We start from the raw sequence: 20,537 nt of genomic DNA, 5'->3' as shown, positions 1-20,537 counted from the left end.
TTTAGCCGGCCTAGCTCAACTGGCAGAGCAACTGATTTGTAATCAGTAGGTTGGGGGTTCAAGTCCTCTGGCCGGCACCACTTTTCAAGTGGAGGGATAGCGAAGTTGGCCAAACGCGGCGGACTGTAAATCCGCTCCCATCGGGTTCGTAGGTTCGAGTCCTACTCCCTCCACCATTTTTATTTTAATGTTTCATAAGAAGCTGACTTAATCATCAGCTATTTTTTATGAAAAAATTCCACATGATTGTATAATATTCTTAAGATGGTTATACTAATTTTGTACTTGTTGGGCCATAGCCAAGCGGTAAGGCAACGGTTTTTGGTACCGTCATGCGCTGGTTCGAATCCAGCTGGCCCAGCCATATTTCCTTTAAGAATAAGACTACCATGTGTTGAGCATATTCTATATAATGAGCGCAATGCTCATAAAAAAACGAGTATCATTTTCCTTAGGAGCCATTAGCTCAGCTGGTAGAGCATCTGACTTTTAATCAGAGGGTCGAAGGTTCGAATCCTTCATGGCTCATCTCTTTTTTGCGGGAGTAGTTCAGTGGTAGAACACCACCTTGCCAAGGTGGGGGTCGCGGGTTCGAATCCCGTCTCCCGCTCCATATGGGGCCTTAGCTCAGCTGGGAGAGCGCCTGCTTTGCACGCAGGAGGTCAGCGGTTCGATCCCGCTAGGCTCCACCATTACATAGAACGAAATAGATCCTGATGATCTTTTATACGATAGAAAGCCTGACATTGACTTTGTCAGGCTTTTTTTATATCTGGTCATCCGATGGTTTGGCAGGAAGCTTGTAAACATGCACGATTACCACTATAAGGCAGGAAATAACGTATATATATACACAATGATGTCCAGTTGAGTCATCTTTAATAAAACGGATACAATGAAAATAGTGTTAAAAGGAGGAACTTTAATGAATAAACAGCTTTCAGTAATCGGAGTACCCATGGATCTTGGTCAAATGCGCAGAGGAGTCGATATGGGTCCAAGTGCTATCCGGTATGCAGGGATGGTTGAACGTCTAGAGCAGTTGAGTTATACCATTGAAGATCTAGGAGACATTGAGATTCCTCGTCCGAAGCATCAGACGGATGTAAAGCATGATAACCTTAGGAACCTTCACGAAATAGCTGAAGGAACGAGCAGACTGGCTCAAGCGGTCGATCAGGTCATCGAAAACAACCGTTTCCCTCTTGTATTAGGAGGAGATCACAGTATTGCTATGGGAACTCTTGCAGGAGTCGCAAAACACTACAATAATCTCGGAGTGATCTGGTATGACGCTCACGGGGATTTAAATACAGCGGACAGTTCACCGTCCGGAAATATTCATGGAATGCCGCTGGCAGCAAGTCTGGGGATCGGACATGAAAAGCTTACGGGCATTCATGGCTATTCTCCTAAGATTAAGCCTGAGAACATCGTCATCATCGGTGCCCGCTCTCTGGATGAAGGGGAGAAGGTACTGATTAAAGAGCAGGGGATCAAAGTCTATACGATGCATGAAGTGGATCGTATGGGAATGACTAAAGTCATTGAAGAAACCGTGGACTATTTGAAGGACAGGACAGACGGCGTGCACCTCAGCCTTGATCTGGACGGTCTGGACCCTAATGATGCGCCGGGTGTCGGCACACCTGTTATGGGCGGCCTGAGTTATCGGGAAAGTCATCTGGCTATGGAGATGCTTCATCAATCGGAAATGATTACCTCCGCAGAATTTGTAGAAGTCAATCCTATCCTCGATGAAAAAAATAAAACCGCCGGCGTAGCGGTCGGTTTGATGGGTTCTTTATTTGGAGAAACGCTGAAATAAGTTCGATCATTAACAGTAACCTGCTTTACTTAAGGCAGGTTGCTGTTTTTTATGTTGCACTTCATCATATTCATTAAGAAGCTGATCCAGCTTAACGCTCACCTTGACAACTTCGGGGGATGTTAAGTGATGGAGGCGGGCTAAACGGCTCATTTCCAAACGACAAGCTTCGATTTCTTCTGTCAACGAAGTCACTCGCGTCATGTTTTGTAGTCCTCCTAAGAAATTTTTTACATTTACAGCTTTATATCCGATACTAAAAAAAGTTAAACTTATATTTAGGAAAAAGATATATATTTTTTTATATATTTTTTTGAAACTTTGAGGCGAGGTCATCCGTAAAGGATATCGACCGCACATATAGCGGAGGTATAACAAATGGAAACCATGATAAAACAGAAAATAAAACAAGTGAAAAAGGGAGATCAGGCAGCATTTGAAGACATTGTTTCTTTTTATCAGAACAAAGTCTATCATATATGTCTGCGGATGATCGGGAACTCATACGAAGCTGAAGATCTTGCACAGGAAGCATTTATCCGGGCCTATACAAACCTCCACACGTTTGATGAGCGGCGCAAATTCTCAACATGGCTCTATAGAATAGCTACCAACTTATCGATAGACCGCATCCGGAAGAAGAAGCCGGACTATCACCTCGATGCTGAAGTGAAGGGCACGGATGGACTGGATATGTACTCTCAGCTGGCTGCAGATCAGGCCCTGCCTGAGGAAGAGGTCGAAAGCCTTGAGCTGCAGACGTACATCCATAAGGAAATCCTTGCCCTGCCTCCGAAATATCGAAGCGTGATTGTTCTGCGGTATTTGGATGAGCTAGCTCTCCAGGAAATCGCCGAAGTCCTTGATATTCCCGTAGGGACGGTGAAGACAAGGGTGCACAGAGGAAGGGAAGCACTAAGAAAACGGCTTCGCCATGTATGAAGGAGTTGAGAGGGAATGAATTGCAGAAAAGAAGCCATTACACTCATGCATAAGTATTTAGACGGCGAATTAAACACAGAGGAAGAACGACGACTGAGAGATCACCTGCAGAGCTGTCCGTCCTGCCAGAGCCATTTTCATGAACTGAAGCGGACGACTACGCTGATTACCAATACATCTCCAGTTTCTGCACCGCCTCGGTTTACAGCAAATGTGATGAACAGTCTCCCAAAGCAGAAAAAACGGAGAAATTATATACGCCGGCTGCAGCAGCACCCGATTCTGACCGCCGCTGCTGTATTCTTTATTCTCATGTTCAGTGGCATTTTCACAGCATGGAATCAGGATCAGCAGGTGACGGTATCCAAACAGGAAAACCTTGAAATCAGAGAGCACACGGTGATTGTACCGGATGGTGTCACGGTTAAGGGGGACCTTGTCGTTCGAAACGGGGACCTGCGGATTGACGGGGCTGTCGATGGAAATGTGACCATCATTAACGGGGACATTCTGGAAGGAACAGCCGGGGAGCCGGGATCAGGGGAACTGAACCGTTCTGATCTCAGAGCCTACTCAGGGGAATTGACCGAAGTGAACCAGATTTATGAATGGGTTTGGTATCATACGAAACAAACCGTGTCAGATATTTTCTCCTTCGGATCCGAACAGGAAGACTAAAGGCAGGATGATATAGGTCATTCTGTCTTTTTTTTGGGTATGATAAGATCAGGACAGGTTCTGATATATTCAAAAAAGCTTATGTGATATAATGGTAAATGTGAATTTTTCAGATTTATTTTATTTAAAAGGAAGTGTAGGCATGCTTGATGGGGGACTGGATGTTTTAGATTACCTGCTGATAACTGTGGATATCGCCCTTGTCTGGTTTGTTGTATATAAATTAATCATGCTGATCCAAGGGACGAAGGCGGTCCAGCTTCTAAAAGGAATCTTCATTATCCTGGGGATATGGCTGCTGAGTAATTTATTTGGACTAACCACACTGCGATGGCTCATGTCACAGGCCATCACCTGGGGTTTCCTTGCTATTATCATCCTATTCCAGCCGGAGCTGAGAAGGGCTCTTGAACAGCTCGGGCGGGGAAGTTTTTTCAGCAGGAATTCGTCAGAGGAAGAAGATACGGAAAAAACACTGCAGGCGATCATTAAATCCTGCAACTATATGGCTAAGCGCAGAATCGGAGCCTTGATTACGATTGAGCGCGATACGGGCATGGGAGACTACGTGGAGACGGGGATCCGGGTCAATGGACATTTATCGAGTGAACTGCTCACCAACATATTCATACCGAATACACCGCTTCATGATGGAGCCGTCATACTTAAGAATGATGAAATCGTAGCTGCTGCCTGTTATCTTCCGTTGTCGGAAAGTCCTTTTATCTCGAAGGAACTTGGAACACGGCACCGGGCGGCGATGGGAATCAGTGAAGTGACAGATGCGCTGACAATTGTCGTATCTGAGGAGACCGGAGCGATTTCCTGTACGAAAAATGGTGAGCTGCACCGCGAGCTCGATCAGGTGAAGCTTGAGGAAATGCTGCGTACAGAGCTTGATTACTCCGCTCCTGCCGTTAAAAGCTGGAACTGGAGGGGGAAAAAGAATGGATAATTGGTTTAAAAGTGTATGGTTTATCCGGATTATCTCACTTCTTTTAGCCGGTCTGCTCTGGGTGACGGTCAATGTCGATAACAACATGGATTCTGACTCGCTGTTTTTCAATGAGACATCGTCAGAATCTGAAACGATGGAAAACATTCCACTTGAAATCCGCTTTGACAGTGAAGAATATGTGGTCAGCGGGATTCCGCAGGATGTGACCGTGACAGTCGAGGGTCCAGCGGGAGCTGTAGCCCCCGTTTCACGTCAGAAGAACTTCAACGTTTTTGTAGATTTGAATGACCTTGGACCTGGGACCCATGAGGTATCCCTCCAGCATTCAGGAATCAGCAGCCAGCTTGCTGTTTCCCTTGAACCGAAAATTATTGAAGTGGAAATTGAAGAAAAGACGACCGAAAATTATGATGTAAGCATCGATTATGCAAATGAGAACAATCTGGACACCAGCCTTGAGCTTGGAACACCGAAAGTCTCTCCGGCTCAGGTGGAGATCACAGGCGCGGCATCGGTCGTTGAACGTGTAGCTTCTGTAAGAGCCATCGTTGATGTAGGCGCCGCTGAAGGTACCGTTGAGCAGCAAGAAGCTCCTGTAAAGGTTTATGACAATCAGGGCAATGAACTGAACGTTCTTGTAGAGCCTGCGGCTGTTGATGTAAGCGTCCCTGTATCCAAACGAACGAAAGAGGTCCCTGTGACGCCGGAAGCAAGCGGCGGTACTCAGGAAGGGGTTCTGATTGAAGAAGTAACAACGGAAGTAGAAAATGTAACGTACCAGGGTCCTGAAGAGGTCCTGGCCGGTATTGAAGAACCTGTTGAAATTCCAGTGGATGTCACAGAAGTGACCGAAGATCAGGTGATTGACGTTGAGGTACCCCTTCCGGACGGCACGACAGCTGTATCACCGGAAACGATTGAAGTCACCATTGACGTCCTTGACGATCAGCAGGGAGAGTAAATCAGAATAATTATACTTAATTGATATGCATAGGACAGAAAGAGAGGTTCGTTGAAAATGGGTAAATATTTCGGAACAGACGGCGTTCGTGGGATCGCCAACAAAGAATTAACACCAGAACTGGCTTTTAAACTAGGACGTTACGGCGGTTATGTTGTAACCAAAGGGGTGGAACGTCCGAAGGTTTTAATCGGCCGTGATACTCGTATTTCCGGCGAAATGCTGGAAGGGGCACTTGCTGCGGGTCTTCTCTCTATTGGAGCGGAAGTGATGCGTCTCGGCGTCATTTCCACACCAGGGGTGGCCTTTTTGACCAAAGCGCTTCAGGCAGAGGCTGGCATTATGATTTCTGCTTCCCACAATCCAGTGGAAGACAACGGTATCAAATTCTTCGGTCCGGACGGCTTTAAGCTGACAGACGACCAGGAAGCGGAAATCGAAGCACTGATTGATGCAGAACAAGACGATCTTCCACGCCCATCCGGTGCGGACCTTGGTCAGATCAATGATTATTTTGAAGGCTGCCAGAAATACCTGCAGCACTTGAAGCAGACCGTGGATTATGATTTTGACGGCCTTCATATTGCGCTTGATTGTGCACACGGGGCGACGTCTTCACTGGCTTCTCATCTGTTTGCTGATCTGGAAGCGGATATTTCCTCTATCGGCTCGTCTCCGGACGGCCTGAATATTAATGCTGGGTTCGGGTCCACGCATCCGGAAGCTCTTCAGGCTCTTGTTAAAGAGAAAAAAGCGGATATCGGACTCGCTTTTGACGGCGATGGGGACCGTTTAATTGCTGTCGATGAGAAAGGAAACATTGTAGACGGCGACCGTATCATGTTCATCTGTGCCAAATATATGAATGAGAAAGGTCTCCTTAACCATTCTACAGTCGTATCCACTGTCATGAGTAACCTTGGATTTTATAAAGCTGTCGAAGCCAACGGCATTAAGAGTGATAAAACTGCTGTCGGCGACCGCTATGTGATGGAAGAAATGCGCCGTGGCGGCTACAACCTCGGAGGAGAGCAATCCGGACACATCATCTTCCTTGAACATAACACGACAGGGGACGGAATGCTTTCCGCCCTGCAGCTTGTAAACGTCGTTAAAGAGACAGGAAAGCCTCTCTCAGAGCTTGCTGCGGAGATGGAGAAGTTCCCACAGGTTTTGAAAAATGTAAAAGTCATTGATAAAAACCGTGTACAGACCCACCCACGTATTCAGGAAGCCATCCAGGCAGTGGAAGAGGAAATGGGAGACAGCGGCCGTGTCCTTGTCCGCCCTTCCGGAACAGAACCACTTGTGCGGATCATGGTGGAAGCTCCGACAGAAGAGCAATGTGAAACTTACTGTAACAAAGTCGTTGCAGTCGTTGAAGAAGAATTGGGTATGGAATAAAGCATGGACGCGCAGCTCTTCACATGAAAGGAGAGCTGCGCATATTCTATTACAAGGTCCTTACAATTCATTAACGCCTCTTATTTTTATTGACCTTTTTCACAAGGCTCAGGTAAAATATGACTTGTGCTTGAAAAATCTGTCGAAATCCTTTTAATAGGGAAAAGCTAAGGGTAACAGATGAGAGAGGCTTTATTTTGAAACAGATAGGGAGGATAGAGGTCATCAATCATTAAAAGCGCCAGGACTGTGCAGATGGAACGTTACTATGCGCAGTTGACGAGGTGGAGGTTCATCGAGCATTCGGCGGATGCCTCCCGGCTGTGACACTTCAGCCGCAGGTTCAGCTGTAAAACGGAAAGGCGACTTTTCGAACAATACGGCTGGATAAAGTGCAGAAGATATAGATAGTTGAGGGAGAGGGGCAGCGAAAAGCCCCGAGCTTATATTCGTTGCCCTTCTCGTTAATTTAAGGAGGACAACAATAATGTGTGGAATTGTAGGATATATTGGACAACAGGATACAAAGGAAATTTTGCTGAACGGATTGGAAAAGCTTGAGTACCGCGGATATGACTCTGCCGGAATTGCTACCTTGAACGAAAACGGCGTGGAAGTAACGAAAGTCAAAGGCCGTATTGCAGCGCTGCGCGGTGCTGTAGACGAAAACGTAGCATCCACTCACGGTATCGGTCATACACGCTGGGCCACTCACGGAGCTCCAAGTGAAGAGAACGCTCACCCGCACCAGAGTACTTCCGGCCGTTTTACGCTCGTTCATAACGGTGTTATCGAAAATTATGTGGATGTGCGTGACGAATACCTGGCAGGCGTTGAACTGAAGAGTGAAACAGATACAGAGATCATCGTCCAGCTGATTGAAGTCCTGCACAATGAAATGAACGATGTAGCGGCTGCCTTCCGTAAAGCCGTGAAGCTTCTGACAGGTTCCTATGCGATTGCTCTCATTGATCGTGAGAATAAAGACACGATTTATGTAGCAAAAAATAAGAGCCCGCTTCTTGTAGGTCTTGGTGATGATTTCAACGTTGTAGCGAGTGACTCTATGGCGGCGCTTCACGTAACGGATCAGTTCCTTGAGCTGATGGATAAAGAAACAGTGATCGTCCGCCGTGACGGTGTTGAAATTCTTTCTCCTGAAGGTGACGTAGTCACTCGTGAGCCGTTCACAGCTGAAATCGACGCGACAGATATCGAAAAAGGCACCTATCCTCACTTCATGCTGAAGGAGATTGATGAGCAGCCTTTCGTTATCCGTAAAATCATTCAGGAGTACCAGGATGAGAACGACGACATTAAATTGGATGCTGACATCCGCAATGCGATGAAGGAATGCGACCGTATTTACATCATTGCTGCGGGAACAAGCTATCATGCCGGTCTTCTTGGGAAACAGTTCATCGAAAAACTGGCGAATATTCCAGTTGAAGTCCACGTGGCAAGTGAATTTTCCTATAACATGCCGCTTCTATCCGAGAAGCCGTTGTTTGTATACATCTCCCAAAGTGGGGAAACAGCAGACAGCCGTTCCGTTCTTGTTCAGACGAAAGAACTTGGCCACCCGGCCCTGACGATTACCAATGTTCCAGGATCCACCCTCTCCCGTGAGGCGGATTATACACTGCATCTGCATGCGGGTCCTGAAATTGCAGTAGCGTCTACAAAAGCTTATACAGCCCAGATGGCTGTACTTGCGATTCTGGCTGTGGATACAGCCCGCGCTAAAGGAATCGAGCTTGATTTTGACCCGATGCAGGAGCTTGGAATTGTAGCGAATGCTATGGAAGCCTTGACGGATCAAAAAGAAGAGCTTGAAGACCTCGCCCGTGAATATCTGCCGGTGACACGCAACTGCTTCTTCATCGGTCGTGGAATCGACTTTTATGTCGGGCTTGAAGGATCACTGAAGCTGAAGGAGATCTCCTACATCCAGGCGGAAGGATTCGCTGGTGGAGAGCTTAAGCACGGAACCATCGCTCTGATTGAAGAAGGCACGCCGGTTGTAGCACTTGCGACACAGGAAAACGTCAACTACTCCATCCGCGGAAACGTACAGGAAGTGGAAGCACGTGGAGCCAACAGCATGATCATCAGCATGAAAGGTCTGGATAAGGAAGGCGATGCATTTGTCATTCCTCACGTTCATGAGATCCTGACACCGCTTGTATCTGTTGTACCGCTTCAGTTGATTTCCTATTACGCAGCGCTTCACCGTGACTGTGACGTAGACAAACCACGTAACCTTGCGAAAAGTGTAACTGTCGAATAAGACTAAAAAAGCTTCAGAGGAATTGATCCTCTGAAGCTTTTTTTATTCTCCGAACATATAGGTTTTATGATGGTACGATATCGAGAAAGCGATGCCGAGAGCCATCAGGTTTCCTAAGAGGGCACTCCCCCCGTAACTGATGAATGGCAGTGGAATCCCTGTAATAGGAAGAAGCTGCACAGACATACCGATGTTTTGGAAGACGTGGAAGGCGATCATACTGATGATCCCCACCATGACATAGGAGCTGTAATGACTGTTCGCTTTAAATGCGATCGTCGTAAAGCGGTAGATCAGGAAGAAAAACAGGATAATGACGACACACGAGCCGAGAAATCCATATTCTTCAGCGATGATACTGAAAATAAAGTCCGTTTGAGCTTCAGGCAGATACACTTCCCTTTCTCCGAAGCCTTTTCCATACAGCTGCCCCGATCCTATCGCCCGCATGGCTTTGACGAGCTGATAGCCTGAGGAATCTTCATATTTGGTCGGCTGGAACCAGGAATAGATCCGTCCCAGCTGATATTCCTTTACCCCGAGGTATTTATCCAGAATTTGTGGAGCTTGGATCGCCAGCCAGATCAGGCTTGTCCCAAGTGCTGAAATCACAGCGAATATCGGCAGGATGATTTTCCATTGGATTCCGGAAACCAGGATAAAACCTGCAAGTATGGCTAGAAAGACGAGGCCTGTCCCTAAGTCAGGCTGCTGCATGACTAAAAGGAATGGGACGCCTGCAGCGGCTCCCAACTTAAGAAGGAGCAGAAAGTCTGACTTCAGCGTCGAGACGCTTTTGCTGTTATGATTAACGGCAATTCTTCCGAGAACGAGTATCGTAAAAATTTTAACAAGCTCTGCAGGCTGCAGAGACAAACCTGGCAGGGTGAACCAGCTTTTCTGTCCTTTAATGACAGGAGCGATGGATGATGGTGCCAGGATCAAGGCAATAAGTAAAACAAGACCGAAACCATATAAGTACCAGCTGATCTTTTTAAAATCTTCGGGATCCACGATCATCATAAACCCAATAACGACTCCGCCGACCCCGTACCAGACCAGCTGTTTGAGTACGAAATTCTCATTGTACTGCGTACTTTGCTGAGCGCTGAACAAGGCGACGGAGCTGATCGCAATAAAACAGCAGATAATAAAGAACAGCTGCCAGTCAAACCTTTCTTCGAATTTCATGATTAGTCCTACATCCTCTCGTGTTGGCGACGCATGCAGAATAAGCGTGCTGATGACTATTATAAGCACAGAATTGGGTTTTGAAAAGTGACGGCAGCCTATATTTCATAATAATTTCCTTAGGATCAAGCCATAAAAAAAGAAAGACATCTTTCTTTGTCTTTCTTAAAACGAACAGGTGAACAGGCGTTGGAATTTCATATAGTTATACATCGTACGGGCGTGACGTCCTTCACGGGTCCGTGGGTTCTGGAGCTGTCCTAAACGACAAATGAAAGCATCATCACAATAACAGTAATTCTTTGTATAGCGGTAGCACTCATCATGAGCTTTACAGGCAGCATCGACGGCATTGACCGGCTCTCCCGGTCCGCTGCATCCAGGACCGCAGTATTTGTAACCGGGAAACACACAAAATCCAGGGCGGCGTGCAGGTCTTCTTCGTCCAGGCATAGAATCACCTCCATATCCATGATCTGATGATAGTGTATGCTCAAAGCGCCGGTTTGGAGTGGTCACCTGTTTACCTATGTTTAAAAAGGGAAGAAAAGAGATATAGTTTTGTATAAAATTGTAAGGAGGAGATTCCATGGCACATGAAAAATATGAGAACCTGATTCAAAAGCTTCATCAATGTATGGAAGCCTGCAGCCACTGCTTTGATGCCTGCCTTCAAGAGGAAGATGTACAGATGATGACCTCCTGCATCCGTCTGGATCGTGAATGTGCAGACATCTGCGGATACTTAGAACAGGCGATAGCAAGAAACTCCCCATTTACTGCTGAACTTGCTGGTGTTTGTGCAACGATATGTGAAGCATGCGGGGAGGAATGTCAGAAGCATGATCATGAGCACTGCCGTGAATGCGCCAAAGCGTGCTTTGAATGCGCGGAAGCCTGCAGGCAGATTGCATAAAACTCCACTTTACGGTGGAGTTTTTTTATGAGAACGAGGGAGTGACCCTGCCTCAAAAACCGTTCCAGTATCCTCAGGCAGAGGCATGACATTGGGGAGAATGGGATATAACACTAATACGAGTCATTTTAAAGGAGGCACTTCTATGATCTACAAATCTGTCATCTTAGGAACAGGACCGGCTGGTTTGACAGCCGCCGTCTATCTTGCACGCGCAGACATGGAACCCCTGGTGATCGAGGGACCTGAACCTGGAGGTCAGTTGACCCTGACCACGGAGGTGGAGAACTTCCCCGGTTTCCCGGATGGCATCATGGGGCCTGAACTTATGGATAATATGAAAAAGCAGGCGGAACGGTTCGGCGCTGTTTTTAAACGGGGCTGGGTAACAGATGTCCAGGTGGATCAGCGGCCATTTACCCTTCAGGTGGATGGCATCGGCGAAATACAGACGAAAAGTCTGATTATCTCCACGGGGGCTTCCGCCAAACTTCTCGGTATTCCCGGCGAGAAAGAGAATATCGGAAAAGGAGTGAGCACTTGTGCAACCTGTGATGGGTTCTTTTTCCGCGGGAAAAAAGTTGTGATCATCGGCGGCGGCGATTCGGCGATGGAAGAAGCCACCTTCCTGACTAAATTTGCGAGTGAGGTACAGGTCATCCATCGGAGAAATGAACTGCGTGCTTCTAAAATCATGCAGTCGCGGGCACAGGAAAATGATAAGGTGACATGGGCTTTAAATAAAACGCCGGTGGAGATGGTCTCAGACGGGATGAAAATTTCGGGCATCAAAGTGAAGGATAATGAAACCGGTAAAGAGGAAGTTATCGATACAGATGGGATTTTCGTTGCCATCGGTCACAATCCAAACACAGATTTTCTAAAAGGAAAGCTGGATATGGATGAGAAGGGTTATCTCCTTGTTGAACCAGGGACGACCAATACGAATATCCCCGGCGTCTTCGCCTGCGGGGACGTCCAGGATCAAAAGTACCGTCAAGCCATTACAGCAGCCGGCACAGGATGTATGGCCGCAATGGATTCTGAACGCTTCCTGGAAGGCGAAGCGGCTGTCGATTGGAGCCAGAACCTTTCTTAATGAAAGACTGCCCTGGAAGGGGCGGTCTCTTTTTATATCCAGATGTATGTATTTGAATATTTTGGAATTAGTAGGTAGAATACAATCACTGAACGTGTAACGAAAGAAAGGAGAGGGAAGCTTGATTTGGCAGCAGACGAACGGATTATTTCTGCAGCGTTTCGATCAGCTTGGGGAAAGATCATGGAGAGAAGACTTTTCTTACAAGCTGATCTTTTCGCCTACGGGTAAAGGAAGGTATCAGACGAAGTTTGGAGACATGTCCATAGAAGAAGGAGCATTTCTTCTAATGAATCCAACTGCACCACATAAACAGCTGCATGCATTTCAGGAGAAATTTCTTGTTGAGCTGCACCCATTCTTTATTCAAGAAGCGGCTGCAGAACTCTCGATCCATGCACCAGTGGAGTTCGCAGAAGTTTCTTATAAGCACCCGCTGTTTCTCCAGTGGTTGTCATTTGTCAGAGGATATCTCACAGATCATCAGGATCAGAGCTCTGACCTGCTGCTGGATCATGCACTTACACAACTGGCCGTGCTCATGGTGGAATACGGTGCTGGATCTCACCAGGTTGATCTGCCCGTCAGCCGCTATTCGGATCCTATTCGGCAATTGATGGCTGTTCTTAAGGAGGGGTACACCACAGGATGGACGCTTGATGACATGGCAGTGGCTGCACAGGTGAACAAATATCAGCTGGCTCACTGGTTTAAAAGAGAAACCGGCCTTGCTCCCTATTCATGGCTTCAGCTGTACCGATTAATCCGCAGTCAGCCTGACCTTCTTTATACAACAGAGAGCATCCTTACCCTCGCCTTGAAGCATGGCTTTTCCAGTGTGTCCTCCTACCATGCCTTATTTAAAAAAATGTACGGGAAAACGCCGACTCAGCTTCGTCGATCCTATCAACATCCATAGGACGATTGTGAAAAAAGGAATCAGCATGAGAGCCCCGCTGACCATCATTAATGAGGGAGTGGAAAGTATGGATGTCAGCAGCCCATATAAGAGCAGGGACAATGTATTTGAGCCGTATAGAAGTACAGCATTTGTACTGAAGGCGCGCCCCATCTTCTCTTCCGGGACAAGCTTTTGTATTAAGTAGACGCGGGCTAGACTTGCGGTTGGCAGCCCTATTCCAATGAGAATCGTTCCGATAAAAAAATGACCGGGGCTGTAAAACACACCGAGATAAAAGAGACCGAGTCCCCACAAGCAGGCTCCTGTAATATAATGTTTGAATGAAAAAGACCTGATGAAAAAGGGGATACATAAATTCGTGATGATCACGACAGCTCCAAAAACGCCTTTAATCATGCTGTAAAGCTTCTCACTTTCGCTGGTCAGCTCTTCAAGAGCCAGCAGTATACCAACCTCCCACACCCATGTATTCAGGAAGACCGTATAAAACGTGAGAACAAACAGATGCCTCACGCGGACTTTTCCAACCATCCAAGTTAAAAATTCATAGATAGAGGAAAAGATGAACTTAGGGGAAGGGAGACTCTTGTTGGATTCTTTTAAGTGAAGTTTGGATAAAACGAATGCACTCAAAAGGTAGGTGCAAGCATCCAGTGTAAAAAAATGAATGACGCCTGCGGTTTGGATAAGGGCTGCAGCAGCTACCGGTGTGGCAATAGTAATGCCACGAGTCAGTGTGTCATAAAGGCTGTTGGCAGCTGAGCGCTCCGCCTCTGTCGTTACCATAGGCAGGACGGAGCGGTGGGCAGGGTTGAAAAAACATCCGGCGGATTGAATCAAAAAACTGGATGCAAAGAGCACAGAAAAGGAAAGCATGTTCATCATCTCCAGAGCGACTACGGTAAGCATAAGAGGCACACGAAGAAGGTCCAGTGTTACAAGTAGTCGTTTTTTTGGAAGGGCGTCCGCCACTCCTCCTCCGATCAGTCCAAAAAGTAAATAAGGGATGGTTTCAGCTAAAGCAATGCCTGTTGTATGAAGAGCTGATCCGGTTAAATCGTATGCGAGAAATAAGAAGGCCATGGCGGATAAGGAATCCCCAAGCCTTGAAACCGCTCCTGCTGTCATATAGAAACGAATATCAGGGTTGTTCCACAGAGTTTTATACATAGGTTCACCTCCCCTTTTATCTTAAGGGAGAGAATGGAAAGAATCGTCTGAAATATTGGTGGGATTTCAAGCAAGATTCATAATGATGGAGGAGGTACTTGTGATGGGCGAATATGTTCGTGACATTCGTAAAAAAATCGGTTCCCGTCCACTGATTACAGCCGGATCCACCATCATCGTACAAGATGATCGGGGCAGGGTGCTGCTTCAGCTTCGTTCAGATACAGAAGAATGGGGACTTCCCGGCGGAGCTCTTGAGCCGGGCGAGACGCTGGAGGAGACCGCCGCAAGGGAATGGAAGGAAGAAACCGGCCTTGCCGTATCTTCCTTGACCCAGATTGGAACGTTTTCCGGTGAAGATTACTACTTTCAATATCCGAACGGTGATGAGGTGTACAACGTCATTACCGTCTTCCTGGCTGGTAAGACAAAGGGGACAGAAAGCATCCCGGATCATGAAACATTGGAACTTGCTTACTATCCGCTGAATGAGCTGCCGGAAAACCTGGATGAACGAGCACGGTTGATCTTGAAGGAGGTTCCAGAGTGAAGAGGGTCATGATTCTTGGTGTATCGTCCGGCGTGGGCAAGTCCACGCTGGCCCGGGAAATGGGAAAACGTCTTGATCTCCCCGTTTATCATCTGGATGCTCTTCACTGGGAGCCGGGGTGGAAGGAAGCGGATCCTGACGTTTTTGCCGCCCGTCAAAAGGCGGTCACAGCCGGAGACGAATGGATTATCGAAGGGAACTACCGGCCCACCTATAACATCAGGGCAGCGCGGGCCGATACGATCGTCTATGTGGAGCTGCCTCTACGTGTCTGCCTCTATCGTGTCCTCAGACGCTGGTGGCAGTTCCGCGGACGATCACGACCTGATCTTGGGGCAGGATGTGAGGAGCGTCTGGACTATGGTTTTCTATCATTCGTTGTGACCACATACCGCAGGCGGAAAAAGGAAATGCAGGAGCGGCTTTTGAAATTTCAATTGGAGAATCCTTCAAGAGAGGTTATCCAATTGAAAAATAAACGGGAGATCCATGCTTTTCTGGACGATGTGAGCCGTTGAGCTTGTATGAGTGGTTGTAGAAAAGGGGACGATGTTAAAGAATTGTCATAGAATCCTCAGGCTTCTCTTTAGAAAAAAGGGTGTCTTTCCTTTATAATAAAGGTAATGTGAAAAACTTCACAAAAAATACGTGTAAGGAGTTTTCTATAGATTATGAAGCATCTCAGCCGCTTTGCTTTTGCTGATCGAAAAGGGATGACGCTGTTAATCCTTACGTCTCTTCTCATCGGAGCCAGTGTTATCGGTCAATCCTATTATTTCGTTGCGATTGTGGATCGGATTTTTCTTGGTCAGCAAAGCCTCCAGGATGTTCTGCCTTTGTTTGCCGGGCTGTTTCTCGTGTTGGCTGGACGTACTCTCTTCACATGGCTCAATGGAAAAACCGGCATACGTCTTGCTTCGAAAGCCAAAGAGCATTACCGGCATCGTCTGATTGAAAAAATGTCCAGGCAGTCGATTTCCACATCGGTGACCGGGCGGTCCGGACAAAAGGTGAGTGTACTCATGGATTCCGTGGATGAACTGGACGGCTATTTCAGCCGCTATATTCCACAAATGATCCAGACCCTCATTATCCCTGTGATGATTTTGGCCGTTGTGTTTTCCGCCCACCTTTATTCCGGGCTGATCATGGTAATCACAGCTCCGTTCATACCGATGTTCATGGCGATCATCGGTGTGATGACGAAGAAGAAATCGGAAGATCAGATGGAGAAGCTTTCGGCTTTTTCCGGACAGTTTCTGGATACCCTCCAAGGACTTGTTACGTTGAAGCTGTTCAACCGCAGCCATCGCCAGCAGGAGGAAATTGAATCGAGCAGTCTCGGATTTAAAACGGCTACGATGGAAGTGCTGAAGGTGGCCTTTGTGTCCTCCCTCATGCTTGAATTCATCTCCATGCTCAGTATTGGTCTGATTGCTCTTGAGATTGCCATCCGGCTTGTTGTGTATGAAAGTGTCTCTTTTTTCACCGCTTTTTTCATTTTGATTCTTGCACCGGAATTTTACTTAACACTGAAGGAGTTCGGCAGTGCGTTCCATACGGGACGTGGAGCTTCCGGGGCCTCCAAGCAGCTGGAGGAGACGCTGAACGAAGAGGACCATTCGTTGGTATGGGGAGATCAGAGGCTTACGTATGAACAGCCTCCGGCCTTGTCTCTCCGTGCTGTTCAGTTTCAGTATGAGGAAGGATTCGCTCTTGATCCAGTATCGGTGGACATTCCAGCAGGGAGTCATCTGGCGGTGGTCGGAAAGAGTGGATCAGGCAAGACAACCCTGCTCAACATTTTTTCGGGACTGCTTCCTCCTTCATCTGGTGATGTGGACGTGAACGGACGTCCGCTCTATTCGTATAAAGAAACGGACTGGTTCAACGGTGTCAGTTACATCTCCCAGCACCCGTATCTTTTTTCGGGTACCATTGCAGAGAATATGGCGATCGGAGTTCCCGGCGCCTCCAGAGAAGAAACGGCCCGTGCGGCGGAGAAGGCAGGCCTTTCCCAGCTCCTTGAGACGTTGGAGGATGGATTGGATACATCAATCGGTGAGGGCGGAAGAGGTTTATCCGGCGGGGAGAAGCAGCGGATTGCGCTGGCCCGTGCCTTTTTGAAAAAGCCTTCCGTTATTTTGTTTGATGAGCCGACGACAGGGCTGGATGTGAAAACAGAGACTGTCCTTCAGCGCTCCATTCAAGAGCTGTCGGAAGCGGCGACTATGATTACGGTCGCCCACCGCCTCCATACGATTCAGGCGGCCGATCAGATTCTTGTACTCGATGAGGGACGTGCTGTGGGTACAGGCACCCATGAACAATTAAAAGCCGAGCTGCCTCTATATCGACAGATGGTCACAATGCAGAAAGGAGGAGAGGGGGCATGAAGGATCTCAAAGAAGTCGTTCGTCTCGTTACGCTTGAGAAAAAAGATATTCTCCTGTCGATTCTCTTTGGTTTTCTCGCTGGTCTCTCTGCTGTAGGCTTGTTTGCTTCCAGCGGGTACTTGATATCCAAAGCGGCACTGCTACCTCCTTTATATGCGCTGACTGTCCTGATTGCTTTTTTAAAGCTGTTTGGGTTTGCCAGGGCGCTTGGCCGGTACGCCGAGCGGTACTTTTCCCACAGAGCGACCTTTTCGATTCTGAGCCATCTGCGGGTTACGTTTTATAAGCGTCTGGAACCGACCGCCCCGAGGCTGTTTCAAAAGTATCGGAGCGGAGACCTGCTTGCACGGATTGTCGGAGACGTGGAAAGTCTGCAGAACTTCTTTTTACGAGTGTATTATCCACCCGTCGTGCTCGTCATCATTTTCTTAGGGACGATTGTGTTCACGTCCATCTTTTCGCTTCCTGTGGCCGTGGTTCTGCTGCTCGGACTCGTTGTAACGGGACTGGTGATCCCGGCCTGGTACAGTGTGAAGCAGAGGAAATCGAGCCGGTTTGTCCGCGAGTCCAGAGGACAGCTTTCTACAGAGGCCACTGAATTCATCTATGGATTCAGAGACTTGAAAATTCATCAACAGCTTTCTGAAAAACAGGAGATGCTGCAGCAGGCTTCGCACCTTTACCTCCAACAGCAGGAGAAGGACAGCCGTGAGATGCTTGCCAGCCACTCCTGGAACACGTTTGTGACGCTGATGGTTTCATGGGTCGTCCTGGGCCTCGGAGCGTTTCTCGTTTCTTCCGGGGATTTGAACGGGTTGTTCCTTGCGATGCTTGTCATGATTTCCCTGACTGTTTTTGAAAATGCGGCACCTATGGCTGTTCTGCCTGCGCATTTGGAGGACAGCCGGAGGGCATCTGCCCGGTTATTTTCCTTGGTGGATGAAGAAAAAACAGAGAACGGGACAAAGGAAATGGATGCTTCCCATGCACCGTCTATTAGGATGGAGAACGTCAGCTGGCGGTTTCCTGAAGAACCGCGCCAGGCGTTGACGGATGTTTCCTTTTCCATTCCTGCCGGCAGTAAAACAGCCATCGTAGGAGCAAGCGGCTCAGGGAAGTCGACGATCTTCCAGCTGCTGTTGAAATTCCATGCGGCAGATGCGGGCGTCGTGAAAGTCGGTGGAGAGGATATCCGGACCCTTGATGAAGAGAGTCTCTGGGCCCATACCAATGTGATGCTGCAGGAAAACCACTTTTTCTTCGGTACAATCCGTGACAATTTAAGTATGGCAAATGAAGGTGCTACGGAGGAGCAGCAGCAAGCGGCTCTTGCTTCTACAGGGTTGTCCTTTTCCCTCGATAAACAAGTCCTTGAAAAAGGAGAGAATTTATCAGGAGGGGAAAAACAGCGTCTGGCGGCTGCTCGTGTCTTTTTGAAAGGGAAGCGGCTGTGGCTGCTCGATGAACCGACCTCTTCGGTGGACACGTTGACGGAGAGAAGCATTTACGACCGCTTATTCCGGCAGGCTCAAGATGATACTGTCATTCTGATAAGCCACCGACTGAACGGATTGGAAAAGATGGACCAGATCATCGTTATGGAAGACGGGGAAATTCAGGAATCCGGATCCTATGAGGACTTAATGAGCCGCCGAGGTTTATTTTATGAAATGAAACAGATTGAGCAGACGATTCTTGCTTGAATGAAAAAAGGCCGCCACACAATTGTGGCGGCTGTTTTAAATTCGTTTGAGATAAGACATAAGCGTGATTCCCTTAGTAATAGTATGGATATGGATAAGGGTAGTAATAGGGATACGGACGGAAAGCGTAAGGGAACAGAGCTAACGTGGCGAGACCGGCAATCGGATAAATGCCTCTTCGGAACCGGCGGGCCCTTCTGCGTCCATATCCATACTGGCGTTCATCGATCACCTGCCCTTGCTCATCGACCACGACGTCTTCGCTGATCAGGATAGTGAAGCTGTCTCCGGAAACGTCTACGAGGATCCCATCAAAGGACCGGCCATCCTCCATCTCGACCATCACGTGAAAGTGCTTCATCTTTTTACAATCGCTGTACCCCGGTTTGGAAGGGGTTTGTGGATGACGTTCTTCAGTCATTGAAACCAACTCCTCACCACCCATGATATTCACCCAGCCCATTTTTGTGACTCTTTCTCTACATAAGAAAACGTTATCATTTTATGGGAACTTCTAGTAAACTGAAGATAAATCTAAGGGAGAGGTGAGCCGATTGGAAAAGAAAGCACCTACAGCATTAGGGGAGGATCTGTATCTGATTGACGGTTATGATTTAGGCTTTGAGGGACGTACAGGTACATATGTATTCAAAGAGGAGTCTCCGACGTTGATTGAAACCGGACCGAGCCCATCCATTCCATATGTGCTGGCTGGACTATCAGATCTGGGGATCCGCCCCGAGGACGTGGCGTCGATCATTTTGACTCATATTCATCTGGACCATGCCGGCGGGGTGGGGCTGCTTTTGAAGGAATGCCCCAACGCTGAGGTGATTGTCCATAAGAAAGGGAAACGCCACCTTGTCGACCCCTCCAGACTGGTGAAGGGAGCCCGTATGGTGTACGGGGACGTGTTTGATCAGCTGTTCGACCCTGTCCTTCCTGTTCCGGAAGAAAGGCTGGTTGTAAAGGAAGAGGGGGAGACCTTGAAGCTGTCAGATAACCGGACATTGACGTTCTATGACAGCCCTGGTCATGCCAGCCACCATCTCGCCGTCTACGATTCACGAAGCAGAGGGGTATTCACCGGTGATACCGCAGGGATACGCTATCATCAGGTAGAGGACCGGATGGAACCATTCTTCCTTCCTACAACCTCTCCCAATCAATTTGATCCGGACGTGATGATTTCCTCGATGGAAAAGATGGAGAGCCTTCATCCCGAACGCTTGTATTTCGGTCATTACGGGGCATCGGACCATCCTGAACAAGCGTTTGATCAAGTGAAGAAATGGATTCCTGTTTTCGTAAGTGAAGCGAAGGACGCTCTGGAACAGGGAGAAGGGACGGAGGGGATACAAAAGCGGCTTCATCTGCGTGTGTCCGCCTACCTCAACCGAAATGGCGTTCCCGATGATCACCCGGTATACCAACTGCTTCAGCTCGATTTTGAAGTGTGTGCCATGGGGCTTGCAGATTATCTCCAAAAACAAAATGTCTGACCTCTTGATCTTCGTTTGGTAGATCCG

20 protein-coding genes and 6 tRNA genes are annotated in these 20,537 nt (G+C 47.8%); 21 read left to right on the top strand and 5 right to left on the bottom strand.

Features of this window, described 5'->3' with window-relative positions:
* The first annotated feature begins 4 nt into the window (after positions 1 to 4).
* From H615_RS0100465 to rocF, 7 genes are all read left to right on the top strand, one after another.
* A tRNA-Thr gene (locus H615_RS0100465) sits at positions 5 to 80 on the top strand.
* A gap of 10 nt (positions 81 to 90) precedes the next feature.
* A tRNA-Tyr gene (locus H615_RS0100460) sits at positions 91 to 176 on the top strand.
* A 113-nt stretch (positions 177 to 289) separates the two neighbouring features.
* Positions 290 to 364, top strand: a tRNA-Gln gene (locus H615_RS0100455).
* Between the two features lie 91 nt (positions 365 to 455).
* Positions 456 to 528 (top strand) — tRNA-Lys (locus H615_RS0100450).
* 10 nt (positions 529 to 538) lie between these two features.
* Positions 539 to 613 (top strand) — tRNA-Gly (locus H615_RS0100445).
* A 3-nt stretch (positions 614 to 616) separates the two neighbouring features.
* Positions 617 to 692: transfer RNA gene (locus tag H615_RS0100440), tRNA-Ala, on the top strand.
* Positions 693 to 925: 233 nt separating this feature from the next.
* Positions 926 to 1,828 carry an arginase gene (rocF, locus tag H615_RS0100435; protein WP_027953320.1) on the top strand — a complete coding sequence of 301 codons (903 nt, stop codon included), beginning with the start codon at positions 926 to 928 and terminating at the stop codon, positions 1,826 to 1,828.
* A 9-nt stretch (positions 1,829 to 1,837) separates the two neighbouring features.
* Here rocF and H615_RS0100430 read toward each other — a convergent pair whose 3' ends face one another.
* Complete coding sequence (locus H615_RS0100430; RefSeq protein ID WP_027953319.1) at positions 1,838 to 2,032, bottom strand: aspartyl-phosphate phosphatase Spo0E family protein; 195 nt, start codon at positions 2,030 to 2,032, stop codon at positions 1,838 to 1,840.
* 174 nt (positions 2,033 to 2,206) lie between these two features.
* On the opposite strand from H615_RS0100430, the gene sigW reads away from it, so the two are divergent.
* The 6 genes from sigW (at position 2,207) to glmS (ending at position 9,061) form a co-directional block, all read left to right on the top strand.
* Positions 2,207 to 2,770 (top strand): RNA polymerase sigma factor SigW, encoded by a 564-nt coding sequence (gene sigW / locus H615_RS0100425; protein ID WP_027953318.1) that lies wholly within the window; start codon positions 2,207 to 2,209, stop codon positions 2,768 to 2,770.
* A gap of 15 nt (positions 2,771 to 2,785) precedes the next feature.
* Positions 2,786 to 3,448, top strand: coding sequence for an anti-sigma factor family protein (locus H615_RS0100420; RefSeq protein WP_027953317.1), 663 nt, complete (start codon positions 2,786 to 2,788; stop codon positions 3,446 to 3,448).
* A 142-nt stretch (positions 3,449 to 3,590) separates the two neighbouring features.
* Positions 3,591 to 4,403: a diadenylate cyclase CdaA gene (cdaA, locus tag H615_RS0100415; protein WP_027953316.1), complete on the top strand. Its 813-nt coding sequence runs from the start codon at positions 3,591 to 3,593 to the stop codon at positions 4,401 to 4,403.
* Positions 4,396 to 5,367, top strand: coding sequence for a CdaR family protein (locus H615_RS0100410; RefSeq protein ID WP_027953315.1), 972 nt, complete (start codon positions 4,396 to 4,398; stop codon positions 5,365 to 5,367). The genes cdaA and H615_RS0100410 overlap by 8 nt, the downstream gene beginning before the upstream one ends.
* A gap of 57 nt (positions 5,368 to 5,424) precedes the next feature.
* Complete coding sequence (gene glmM / locus H615_RS0100405; protein WP_027953314.1) at positions 5,425 to 6,771, top strand: phosphoglucosamine mutase; 1,347 nt, start codon at positions 5,425 to 5,427, stop codon at positions 6,769 to 6,771.
* A 487-nt stretch (positions 6,772 to 7,258) separates the two neighbouring features.
* Complete coding sequence (glmS, locus tag H615_RS0100400; RefSeq protein ID WP_027953313.1) at positions 7,259 to 9,061, top strand: glutamine--fructose-6-phosphate transaminase (isomerizing); 1,803 nt, start codon at positions 7,259 to 7,261, stop codon at positions 9,059 to 9,061.
* 42 nt (positions 9,062 to 9,103) lie between these two features.
* Here the strand turns inward: glmS and H615_RS0100395 are convergent, their stop codons facing one another.
* Together H615_RS0100395 and H615_RS0100390 are read right to left on the bottom strand one after the other, a co-directional pair.
* The gene (locus tag H615_RS0100395; RefSeq protein WP_027953312.1) at positions 9,104 to 10,252 is read right to left on the bottom strand and encodes an FtsW/RodA/SpoVE family cell cycle protein; all 1,149 of its coding nucleotides are present in this window, start codon (positions 10,250 to 10,252) and stop codon (positions 9,104 to 9,106) included.
* A 165-nt stretch (positions 10,253 to 10,417) separates the two neighbouring features.
* Positions 10,418 to 10,705 carry a phospholipase gene (locus H615_RS0100390; protein ID WP_084162930.1) on the bottom strand — a complete coding sequence of 96 codons (288 nt, stop codon included), beginning with the start codon at positions 10,703 to 10,705 and terminating at the stop codon, positions 10,418 to 10,420.
* Between the two features lie 136 nt (positions 10,706 to 10,841).
* On the opposite strand from H615_RS0100390, the gene H615_RS0100385 reads away from it, so the two are divergent.
* The 3 genes from H615_RS0100385 to H615_RS21745 all read left to right on the top strand — a co-directional run bounded on the left by H615_RS0100385 (position 10,842) and on the right by H615_RS21745 (position 13,186).
* The gene (locus tag H615_RS0100385) at positions 10,842 to 11,168 is read left to right on the top strand and encodes a four-helix bundle copper-binding protein (RefSeq protein WP_027953310.1); all 327 of its coding nucleotides are present in this window, start codon (positions 10,842 to 10,844) and stop codon (positions 11,166 to 11,168) included.
* 145 nt (positions 11,169 to 11,313) lie between these two features.
* A complete protein-coding gene (trxB, locus tag H615_RS0100380; protein WP_425306994.1) occupies positions 11,314 to 12,267 on the top strand; it encodes a thioredoxin-disulfide reductase in 954 nt (317 codons plus the stop codon).
* Positions 12,268 to 12,388: 121 nt separating this feature from the next.
* On the top strand, positions 12,389 to 13,186 hold the full coding sequence (locus tag H615_RS21745; protein WP_051254544.1) for a helix-turn-helix domain-containing protein: 798 nt from the start codon (positions 12,389 to 12,391) through the stop codon (positions 13,184 to 13,186).
* Here H615_RS21745 and H615_RS0100370 read toward each other — a convergent pair.
* Positions 13,124 to 14,359 (bottom strand): MFS transporter, encoded by a 1,236-nt coding sequence (locus H615_RS0100370; RefSeq protein ID WP_027953308.1) that lies wholly within the window; start codon positions 14,357 to 14,359, stop codon positions 13,124 to 13,126. The two genes, H615_RS21745 and H615_RS0100370, sit on opposite strands and share 63 nt — an antisense overlap.
* A 103-nt stretch (positions 14,360 to 14,462) precedes the next feature.
* Between H615_RS0100370 and H615_RS0100365 the strand changes: the two genes are divergently transcribed.
* The 4 genes from H615_RS0100365 (at position 14,463) to cydC (ending at position 19,008) form a co-directional block, all read left to right on the top strand.
* Positions 14,463 to 14,909 carry an NUDIX hydrolase gene (locus H615_RS0100365; RefSeq protein ID WP_027953307.1) on the top strand — a complete coding sequence of 149 codons (447 nt, stop codon included), beginning with the start codon at positions 14,463 to 14,465 and terminating at the stop codon, positions 14,907 to 14,909.
* Complete coding sequence (locus H615_RS0100360) at positions 14,906 to 15,427, top strand: P-loop NTPase family protein (protein ID WP_027953306.1); 522 nt, start codon at positions 14,906 to 14,908, stop codon at positions 15,425 to 15,427. Before H615_RS0100365 ends, H615_RS0100360 begins: the two co-directional genes overlap by 4 nt.
* A 153-nt stretch (positions 15,428 to 15,580) precedes the next feature.
* Positions 15,581 to 17,305, top strand: a complete 1,725-nt coding sequence (gene cydD / locus H615_RS0100355) for a thiol reductant ABC exporter subunit CydD (protein ID WP_027953305.1) — start codon at positions 15,581 to 15,583, stop codon at positions 17,303 to 17,305.
* Entirely contained in the window at positions 17,302 to 19,008 is a 1,707-nt protein-coding gene (gene cydC / locus H615_RS0100350) for a thiol reductant ABC exporter subunit CydC (RefSeq protein ID WP_027953304.1), read from the top strand. The genes cydD and cydC overlap by 4 nt, the downstream gene beginning before the upstream one ends.
* Positions 19,009 to 19,081: 73 nt before the next feature.
* Here cydC and H615_RS0100345 read toward each other — a convergent pair whose 3' ends face one another.
* Positions 19,082 to 19,429 carry a hypothetical protein gene (locus H615_RS0100345; RefSeq protein WP_027953303.1) on the bottom strand — a complete coding sequence of 116 codons (348 nt, stop codon included), beginning with the start codon at positions 19,427 to 19,429 and terminating at the stop codon, positions 19,082 to 19,084.
* A 133-nt stretch (positions 19,430 to 19,562) separates the two neighbouring features.
* On the opposite strand from H615_RS0100345, the gene H615_RS0100340 reads away from it, so the two are divergent.
* Positions 19,563 to 20,510, top strand: a complete 948-nt coding sequence (locus H615_RS0100340; RefSeq protein ID WP_027953302.1) for an MBL fold metallo-hydrolase — start codon at positions 19,563 to 19,565, stop codon at positions 20,508 to 20,510.
* Positions 20,511 to 20,537 lie beyond the last annotated feature (27 nt).

Origin of the sequence: Halobacillus kuroshimensis DSM 18393 (assembly GCF_000425705.1) — a bacterium.
GTDB classification, from domain to species: Bacteria; Bacillota; Bacilli; order Bacillales; family Halobacillaceae; genus Halobacillus; species Halobacillus kuroshimensis.
The sequence above is the reverse complement of the archived record's forward strand: the minus strand, read 5'-3'. Positions and strand labels throughout refer to the sequence as shown.